The organism is Leisingera aquaemixtae (assembly GCF_006740765.1).
Taxonomy (GTDB): Bacteria; Pseudomonadota; Alphaproteobacteria; order Rhodobacterales; family Rhodobacteraceae; genus Leisingera; species Leisingera aquaemixtae.
Genome location: NZ_CP041163.1, coordinates 25,111 through 32,785 on the forward strand (window position 1 = coordinate 25,111; position 7,675 = coordinate 32,785).

Consider the following 7,675-nt stretch of genomic DNA (forward strand, 5'->3'; position numbering starts at 1 on the left):
TCTCCTCACAAGACATCTTCTTCACCGGCAATCGCGCCGCTGATGAGCTGATAGGACAGCAGGTTGGACATGCTGCGCGGGTCGCGGATCAGGGGATGACACCGGCCGCGCAGGCCCTCGCGCCGCTCTGCTTCTGCCCGTTCCAGCCCGACCGCCTCCTCCAGCGGGATGAAACGGAAGCGCAGCTCCGCCCCTGCCGCCGACTGCGCCAGCAAGGGCAGGTCGCAAGGAAGCACCGTGCCGATCCGGGGATAGCCGCCGGTGGTCTGGCATTCTGACAGCAGCACATAAGGCGTGCCGTCGCCGGTCACTTGGATGTCGCCGGGCACGATCACCTCCGACACCACCGTGCGCGCGCCGTCGGGGCGGAAGCCTTCGCCATCGCTCTCCAGCGGCACGCCCATCCGGTTGCCGCGCGCCCCGCGGCGGAAGGCGGTGCCTTCGAACCGCTCCAGCTCGGCTTGCGGGAACAGCGCCGTCTGCAGGCTCGCCACAACCCGCACGGTGCCGCCCTCGAACCGGTCGTCCGGCGCCAGCCCCAGCCCGGTGCCCTGGCCGCCGTCCGGGCCGGTCTCCAGCACGCCGCCCTGTGCCAGCGCAGCACCAATGCCCGCCGCCAGATGCGCCGAGCGCGCGCCCAGATGCACCGGCGTGTGAAAGCCGCCGCCGACGTGCAGATAGCCATAGCTGCCGCTGCGTGCCGCGCCGATCGTCAGCCGCGCCCCCGCGGGCAGCAGGTGGCTGGCGTTCCAGGCCGCGGCGGTGCCGTCGATGCTGGCCCGCATCGGCGCGCCGGTCAGGGCAATGCGCAGATCGCTGCCCGCCTGGAACTCGCCGCCCAGGCCGGCCATCTCGACCGCCGCCAGATCCGCCCCCTGCCCCAGCAGCGCCGCGCCCTCGGCCAGCGCCAGCCGGTCGGCAGCACCGCCGCGCGACACCCCGTATTCCAGCCAGCCCGGGCGGCCAAGGTCCTGAACCGTCATCCCGGGTCCTGCGCGCAAAATGGTCAGCGAGCCGCTCATGACAGATCCTCCGCCCTGGCGCCGCCCAGCGGATCGCGCCGCAACCCCTGCAGCTCCTCCGGCGTTATCGCGCTGAATTGCACCTCATCGCCGGGGCGCAGCAGGAACGGCTCCTCCGCGTCGGGGCGGAACAGGCGCACTGCGGTCTGGCCCGCGTGCATCCAGCCGGTGGGCGTCGCCACCGAAAACAGCACCAGCTGCCGGATCGCCACCGCCAGCGCGCCCTCGGGAATGCGGGTGGTCAGCTGGCTCTGGCGCGGAATGTCCCAGGCCTCCGGCAGCTCGCCCAGATAGGGCTGGCCGGGGGCAAAACCGATGGTCTGCACCCGCACCCGCGCCGCCGACAGCGAGGCCACCGCCTCCGCCTCGGTCATGCCCGCAGCCGCTGCCGCCTGCGGCAGCTGCGGCGCCAGCTCGGTGCCGAACACCGCCGGAATGCGCCACAGGCGGCGCTGGCCGGGCAGCGCGGCGGCATACCAGTCGCGCTGCGCCAGCAGCGATTCCAGCCGCGCCCGCAAGCCCGCATGGTCCAGATGCCGCAAATCAAACCGCACATAGGCCGACACCAGCGAGGTCGAGACCTCCTCAACCCCGTCCCAGCTTTCCGCCGCCAGCGCTGCGCGGAACGCCAGGGCGGCGCGGTTGGCCGGCTCGCTCAGGCGGCTGCCAAAGCTCACCAGCATCCCATCCACCCCCACCGTGCGAATGTCGGGGGCAGGCGGTGCTGCGCGCTCCTCAGCCATCACATCTGCTCCGGCAGGAAGGTCACGATGGACGGGAACAGCACGATCAGCACCAGCGCCAGGACCATCAGAAAGAAGAACGGCAGCGCCGCCTTGGCCACGGTCAGAATGTCCCGCCCGGTCAGCGACTGCAGCACAAACAGGTTGAACCCGACCGGCGGCGTGATCTGCGACATCTCCACCACGATCACCAGGAAGATGCCGAACCACAGCGGGTCAATCCCCGCCTCCAGCACCATCGGCATGATCACCGAAGCCGTCAGAACCACCACCGAAATCCCGTCGAGGAAGCAGCCCATGATCACAAAAAAGATTGTCAGCGCCGCCAGCAGCGTGAAGGTCGACAGGTTCAGCGAGCCGATCCACTCCGCCAGGATGCGCGGAATGCCGGTGAAGCCCATCGCCACCGTCAGGAACGACGCCCCCGCCAGGATAAAGGCGATCATGCAGGAGGTGATGGTCGCCCCCATCAGCCCCTCGGTAAAGCTCTGCCGGGTGAGCGAGCCGGACTGCCACGACAACAGCAGCGCCAGCACCACCCCCACGGCCGCCGCATCGGTGGGCGAGGCGATGCCCGCATAGATCGAGCCGATCACCCCGCCGATCAGCAGCACCACCGGCACCAGCCTGCGGGCGCGCTTCAGCTTCTCGCGGAAGGTGGCGGCAATGTCCTCGGTCGGCAGCTGGCTGCGGTTCAGCAGCGCCCAGACCACCACATAGCCCACGAACAGCCCAACCAGCAGCACGCCGGGCAGCACGCCCGCAACAAACAGCCGGGCAATGGATTGCTCGGTCGCCACGCCATAGACGATCAGGATGATCGACGGCGGGATCAGCAGCCCCAGCGTGGCAGAGCCCGCCAGGGTGCCGATCACCAGCTTCTCGGGATAGCCGCGGCGCGACAGTTCGGGGATCGACAGCTTGCCGATGGTGGCCGCCGTGGCGGCAGACGACCCTGACACCGCGGCAAAGATCCCGCAGGCAAAGACGTTCACATGCAACAGCTGCCCCGGCAGCCGGTTCATCCAGGGCGACAGCCCGGTGAACATGTCCTCCGACAGGCGCGAGCGGAACAGGATCTCACCCATCCAGATGAACAGCGGCAGCGCCGCCAAGGCCCAGGAATTGCTGTGGCCCCACATGGTGGTGGCCATCACCAGCCCCAGCGGCGCCTCGGTGAACAGCGCCATCGCGGCGATGCCCACGCCCAGCAGGGCAAAGGCCACCCACAGGCCAGCGCCCAGGAACAGAAACAGAAGGACCAGAAGAATGATGGAAAGCGCGGCAACCGACATGGTGATCCCCTATTCGCTCAGAAGATTTTCGCCCTTGCCCTCCCAGGAGGGCAGCGCGCCGCGCAGCACGGAGATCAGCTCGTCCGCCAGCGCCAGGGTGAGGATCGCAAGGCCAAGCGCCACCGGCGCCTGCGGCAGCCACAGCGGCACCGACACCATACCCGCGCTGCGGTCGCCGAACTCCAGCGATTCCAGCAGCAGCAGCCCCATGTACCAGGTGGCAAAGCCGCTCATCGCCAGCGCCAGCAGGATCACCCCCAGCTCCGCCGCGCGGTGGGCGGCGGCGGGCAAGCGGTTGGTCACCAGCGTCACCCGGATATGGCCCCCCGCCCGCAGCGCATAGGCCAGCGCCAGAAAGGTCGAGGCGGCCAGGAAAAAGCCGGTGAAATCCGCATAAGACGGGATCGTCAGCCCCACCCCGGTTCCGGTCAGCGCCGCCGCGATCTTGTCCGCGAGGTTCAGGCACACCTGCGCAAAAACCAGCGCCACGATGGCCACGATAAACAGTGCTGCCAGGCCCCCGGCCGCACGGTAGATGAAATCAAGCACAGGCCGCATCGCCGCCCCTCCTCCCCAGGAGACCGGACGCCGCCCCCGGCGTCCGGCCATGTTGCAATTACTGCTGGTAGGCGTTCAGCAGGGTGGCGCCGGCCTCCCCGGCCTCGCCCTTCCAATTCTCCAGCATCTCGGCGCCAATCGCGCGCAGGCCTTCCATCAGCTGCTGCGACGGCTCAACCACGGTGATGCCGTTTTCCTTCAGCACCTCGATCTGGCTGCTGGTTTCGGCCCGGCTCATCTCCCAGCCGCGCGCCTCGGCCTCTGCCGCGGCCTCCAGGATGGCGGTCTGGGTCGCCTCATCCAGGCGGCGGAACGCGCGCTTGTTCACCACCACGATGTTCTTCGGGATCCAGGCCTGAATGTCGGTGTAATGGCTCAGGAAGTCCCAGGCCTTCGAATTCACGCCGGTAGAGGGCGAGGTGATCATCGCCTCGACCCGGCCGGTGCTGAAGGCCTGCGGAATGTCCGGCACCTCAACCTGCGTCGGCGCCGCGCCCGCCAGGTTGGCGAACTGCTCCAGCGTCGCGTTGTAGGTGCGGAACTTCAAGCCCGCCAGATCCTCGACGCTGTTGATTTCCTTGGTGGTGTACAGCCCCTGCGGTGGCCACGGCACAGCGTACAGAGCCATCAGCCCCTGCTCGTCCAGCAGCCCGCCGATCACATCCTTCTGCGCCGCCCACAGCCGCTCGGCCTCTTCATAGCTGGTCGCCAGGAACGGCAGCGAGTCGGCACCGAACGCCGGGTTGTCATTGGCCAGAAGCGACAGGAAGAACTCGCCCGCGGGCACTTGGCCGCTGCGCACCGCCTTGCTGATTTCCGGGTGCTTGAACAGCGAACCGGCGGAATGGACCTTGATCTCCAGCCCGCCCTCGGTCGCCTCGGCCACGTCGCTGGCGAACTCGGCGATGTTCTTGGTGTGGAACGTGGCGTCCGGATAGGGCGTCGGCATGTCCCAGGTCGCGGCCAGCGCCGGAACAGACAGACCGGCAATCAGAACGGCGGCGCCGCCCAGCAAACGGGTGATCTTCATGATAATTTCCTCCCAAAGCGAAATATTGCAATATCGTACCCATAACGCTGATAATTTGTCAACGTTTTGCCAATATACACCGTCCGGCCCGCACCTGGCCCGCCGCCGCCGCCGCCAGCACCACGGCCTGCTTGATCTCCTTGATACTTTGCCGTTTTATGACCACATGCAGATAAAACGCCGGGGTTTTATCAACAAAGAAGGGTGCAAGAATGGCCGAAAAGAAACCGGATTCCCGCCGAATCGTCTCCTCCCGCCACCTGGCCGAAGGCGAAGGCTGGGAACTGTCGGAGCTGGAATTCGGCCTGATCATCGCCTCCAACGCGTTCTCCCGCTGGATGACCCGCTGCATGGCGGCGGCCGGCCAGCCGGATCTGAACCCGCTGGAAATCCTGATCCTGCACAACGTCAATCACCGCGGCAAGGACAAGCGCCTGTCCGACATCTGCTTCCTGCTCAACATCGAGGACAGCCACACCGTGAACTACGGGCTGCGCAAGCTGCTGAAAGCCGGGCTGCTGGCCTCGGAAAAGCGCGGCAAGGAAGTGTTCTACCGCACCTCCGCCGAGGGCGCAGCACTGTGCTCGGCCTACCGCGACGTGCGCCGCCAGTGCCTGCTGGACGGGCTGTCCGCCGCCGACCTGCCGGGCAAGGACCTGCGCGAGCTGGCCCGCAGCTTGCGCGCGCTCTCCGGCCATTACGACCAGGCCAGCCGCGCCGCCGCCTCGCTCTGACACAATAGCGGTTTCCGCCGGCCCCCTGCCCTACCCGGCCAGTTCCTCGAACGCGCCGGGTATCAGTTCCTCCCAGAATTCCGCCATCTGGCTGGCCAGCAGCGCCGCACCCCAGCCGCGGTTGCGGAATTCCTCGCGGTCGATCTCATCTTCCAGCCGGCTCAGGAACAGCCGCTTGTCGGCATCCCGCTGGGTGGGCGAGCGGCTGGCGGCCAGATCGCGGATCCGCTCCAGCCGCTGCGCCCTCCGCGCGCGCTCCTGCGCCTTGGCCGCATCCTCCGCCGCCGCCTGGCGCGCCGCCTCCGCTTCTGCCGCCTTGCGCGCCTCGGCCGCGGCCAGCACCTCCGGCGGCACCTCTTTCACCGCCTCGGGCACGTCCTTATAGTCATCCCGCAGCGCCGCGCTCAGGTAACGCACCGGGCTGTCCACCCCCTTGCGCCCCTTCAGATAGCCGACCTTCTCGGCCACATAGTCCTCGCCATGCTCGGCAATCCACTGCCGCGCCAGCCGGTCGCTGACCCCCAGCGCCATCAGCTGGCCGTAAACCGCCCCTGCCGCACCCCGGCGCCATCATCAATATCCAGCATCGCCAGCTGCGGGTTCTCCTTGATCAGGAACCGCACCTCCGCCACCTGCCGCCCCATCTTCTTGAACTCCGGCGTCAAGAGGATGTTGGAGGTCTTGTTCACCTCCGCCACCGCCGGCTTGATAATCTTGGCGTTCAGGTGCTTGAAGCTCTCGTAATAGGCGCTGCCCTCCACCCCCATCAGGCGGCGGAACAGCGCAATGTCCACCAGCCGGTCGAGCCTGTCCGCACGAAGCGGTAGCAGTTCTCATACAGCGCCAGCGCGTGGCCGCTGGTGAACCGGCGCTGGATGTTCAGGTTGATCAGGGCAAACACCTTGGGATCGTGCAGCTTCTCCGCCAGCGCCGGGCTGTAGGCGTATTCGCACACCCCGCCCTGCAGCTTGGCATAGGACAGCAGCGAGCTCACCCCCCACTCCTGCTTGCCGTTCTCATCCAGCATGTCCCATTCCGCCACCGTCTCCGCCAGGCTGCGCAGCGACTGCTTCAGGGTTTCCATATCGTTGGAGTTATAACCCACCATCATGCACAGCGTCTGCGCGTCGATCTGGTGCTTGGGCTTGGAGATCAGCGCGTCATAGGCATTCAGCAGCAGCACATTCGACAGCTTGCGCTGCAACAGCGTCAGCTTGCCCGAGACATGGATCGCGGCGACATTCTTCTTTACCGACCCCCGGCGCAACGGCCCGGTCAGCTTGCTGTGCGGGATATCGTCTGGATCCATCGCCCTGCCCTCTTGCCCCTGGCGGCTTGACGCTCTTGCGGGGATTCTGCTCTGGACTGACTATGGCCCAAAAGGAACCCGCGCTCAATCCCGGCTTGGGGACCCGTTTACAGGAGAAGGCCATCCCGGAAACGGGTACCTTAAGACCGGACCGGCGTTTACAGGCCCCGGATACCGCCGAAATCCCCCGGTTTACGGCTGTTCCGGGCGCTCAAACGGGCCGATTCGGGCCTCAGGGGCACGGGTGCCCGTCCTCCGCGAATCGGGACCCTTGCTCCCGCAGACAGGTACCCATGCTCCTGCAAACGGGTTCCTTTGCCCCCGGATGCGGGTCCCCAAACATATATAACCGTTTGATATAATTACGGTTATCTCCCCTAAAGACTCTAAACTGAATCAAAGATTCACAACATTTCAACCTGTTTGTGCGATAGTGTTTTTCGGGGAAAAGACTCATATATTCCGCTGATTACGGACGGCTGCGGAAAACAGATGCGCTGCCAGATAATGATTCACACTCTGCCCCGGATGTGCGACAAAACCGGTGATAACACGCCAAACAGGCGATTTTACCGAGGCACACGAGACATGGCAAAAAAACCGGACACTCCCCTGCCGCCCTATTTCAACCTGGATCCGGCAGCGGCAGCCGCCAAGCTGGGCGAGATGGTCGACACCGCCAGATTCGCCAAGGCCGCCGCCTTTGCGGGCCGGGGCCGCGATGATCTGGCCAAGCGCGGCTACGCGCCCGACGGGCGCAAGCGGCTGCGCAAATTCTCCACCTGGGAGGTCTGCCGCTACCTGATCCCCGTCGCCCCCGCCCACCTGCGCCGGGTTCTGAACAAGAACCCGACCTGCCCCAGGGGAGGGCGCCAGCGGCTCCAAATGGTTCACCTTGGAGGAGGTGCTGAAACTGCGCGACCATTTCGCGGAGGAAGGTATCAGCACCAAGGAATACCGCCCCTACCGTCCCGAGGGCCTGCC

Annotated in this window: 6 protein-coding genes and 2 pseudogenes; 2 read left to right on the plus strand and 6 right to left on the minus strand. The window is 66.4% G+C overall.

What is annotated here, in order from left to right; all coding sequences use genetic code 11:
• Positions 1-5: 5 nt before the first annotated feature.
• The 5 genes from R2C4_RS20640 to R2C4_RS20660 are packed head-to-tail and all read right to left on the minus strand — an operon-like array spanning position 6 to position 4,648.
• A complete protein-coding gene (locus R2C4_RS20640) occupies positions 6-1,022 on the minus strand; it encodes a 5-oxoprolinase subunit C family protein (protein WP_141892197.1) in 1,017 nt (338 codons plus the stop codon).
• The gene (locus R2C4_RS20645; RefSeq protein WP_141892198.1) at positions 1,019-1,765 is read right to left on the minus strand and encodes a 5-oxoprolinase subunit B family protein; all 747 of its coding nucleotides are present in this window, start codon (positions 1,763-1,765) and stop codon (positions 1,019-1,021) included. The genes R2C4_RS20640 and R2C4_RS20645 overlap by 4 nt, the downstream gene beginning before the upstream one ends.
• Positions 1,765-3,060, minus strand: coding sequence for a TRAP transporter large permease (locus tag R2C4_RS20650; protein WP_141892199.1), 1,296 nt, complete (start codon positions 3,058-3,060; stop codon positions 1,765-1,767). Before R2C4_RS20650 ends, R2C4_RS20645 begins: the two co-directional genes overlap by 1 nt.
• 9 nt (positions 3,061-3,069) lie before the next feature.
• Positions 3,070-3,618 (minus strand): TRAP transporter small permease, encoded by a 549-nt coding sequence (locus R2C4_RS20655; protein WP_058285689.1) that lies wholly within the window; start codon positions 3,616-3,618, stop codon positions 3,070-3,072.
• A 58-nt stretch (positions 3,619-3,676) separates the two neighbouring features.
• Positions 3,677-4,648, minus strand: a complete 972-nt coding sequence (locus tag R2C4_RS20660) for a TRAP transporter substrate-binding protein (RefSeq protein ID WP_141892200.1) — start codon at positions 4,646-4,648, stop codon at positions 3,677-3,679.
• A gap of 212 nt (positions 4,649-4,860) precedes the next feature.
• Here R2C4_RS20660 and R2C4_RS20665 point away from each other — a divergent pair, with 212 nt between their 5' ends.
• Entirely contained in the window at positions 4,861-5,382 is a 522-nt protein-coding gene (locus R2C4_RS20665) for a winged helix DNA-binding protein (RefSeq protein ID WP_141892201.1), read from the plus strand.
• A 30-nt stretch (positions 5,383-5,412) separates the two neighbouring features.
• Here the strand turns inward: R2C4_RS20665 and R2C4_RS20670 are convergent.
• Positions 5,413-6,691: pseudogene (locus R2C4_RS20670) on the minus strand (replication initiation protein).
• 588 nt (positions 6,692-7,279) lie between these two features.
• On the opposite strand from R2C4_RS20670, the pseudogene R2C4_RS20675 reads away from it, so the two are divergent.
• Positions 7,280-7,675: pseudogene (locus R2C4_RS20675) on the plus strand (AAA family ATPase); the annotation flags it as partial.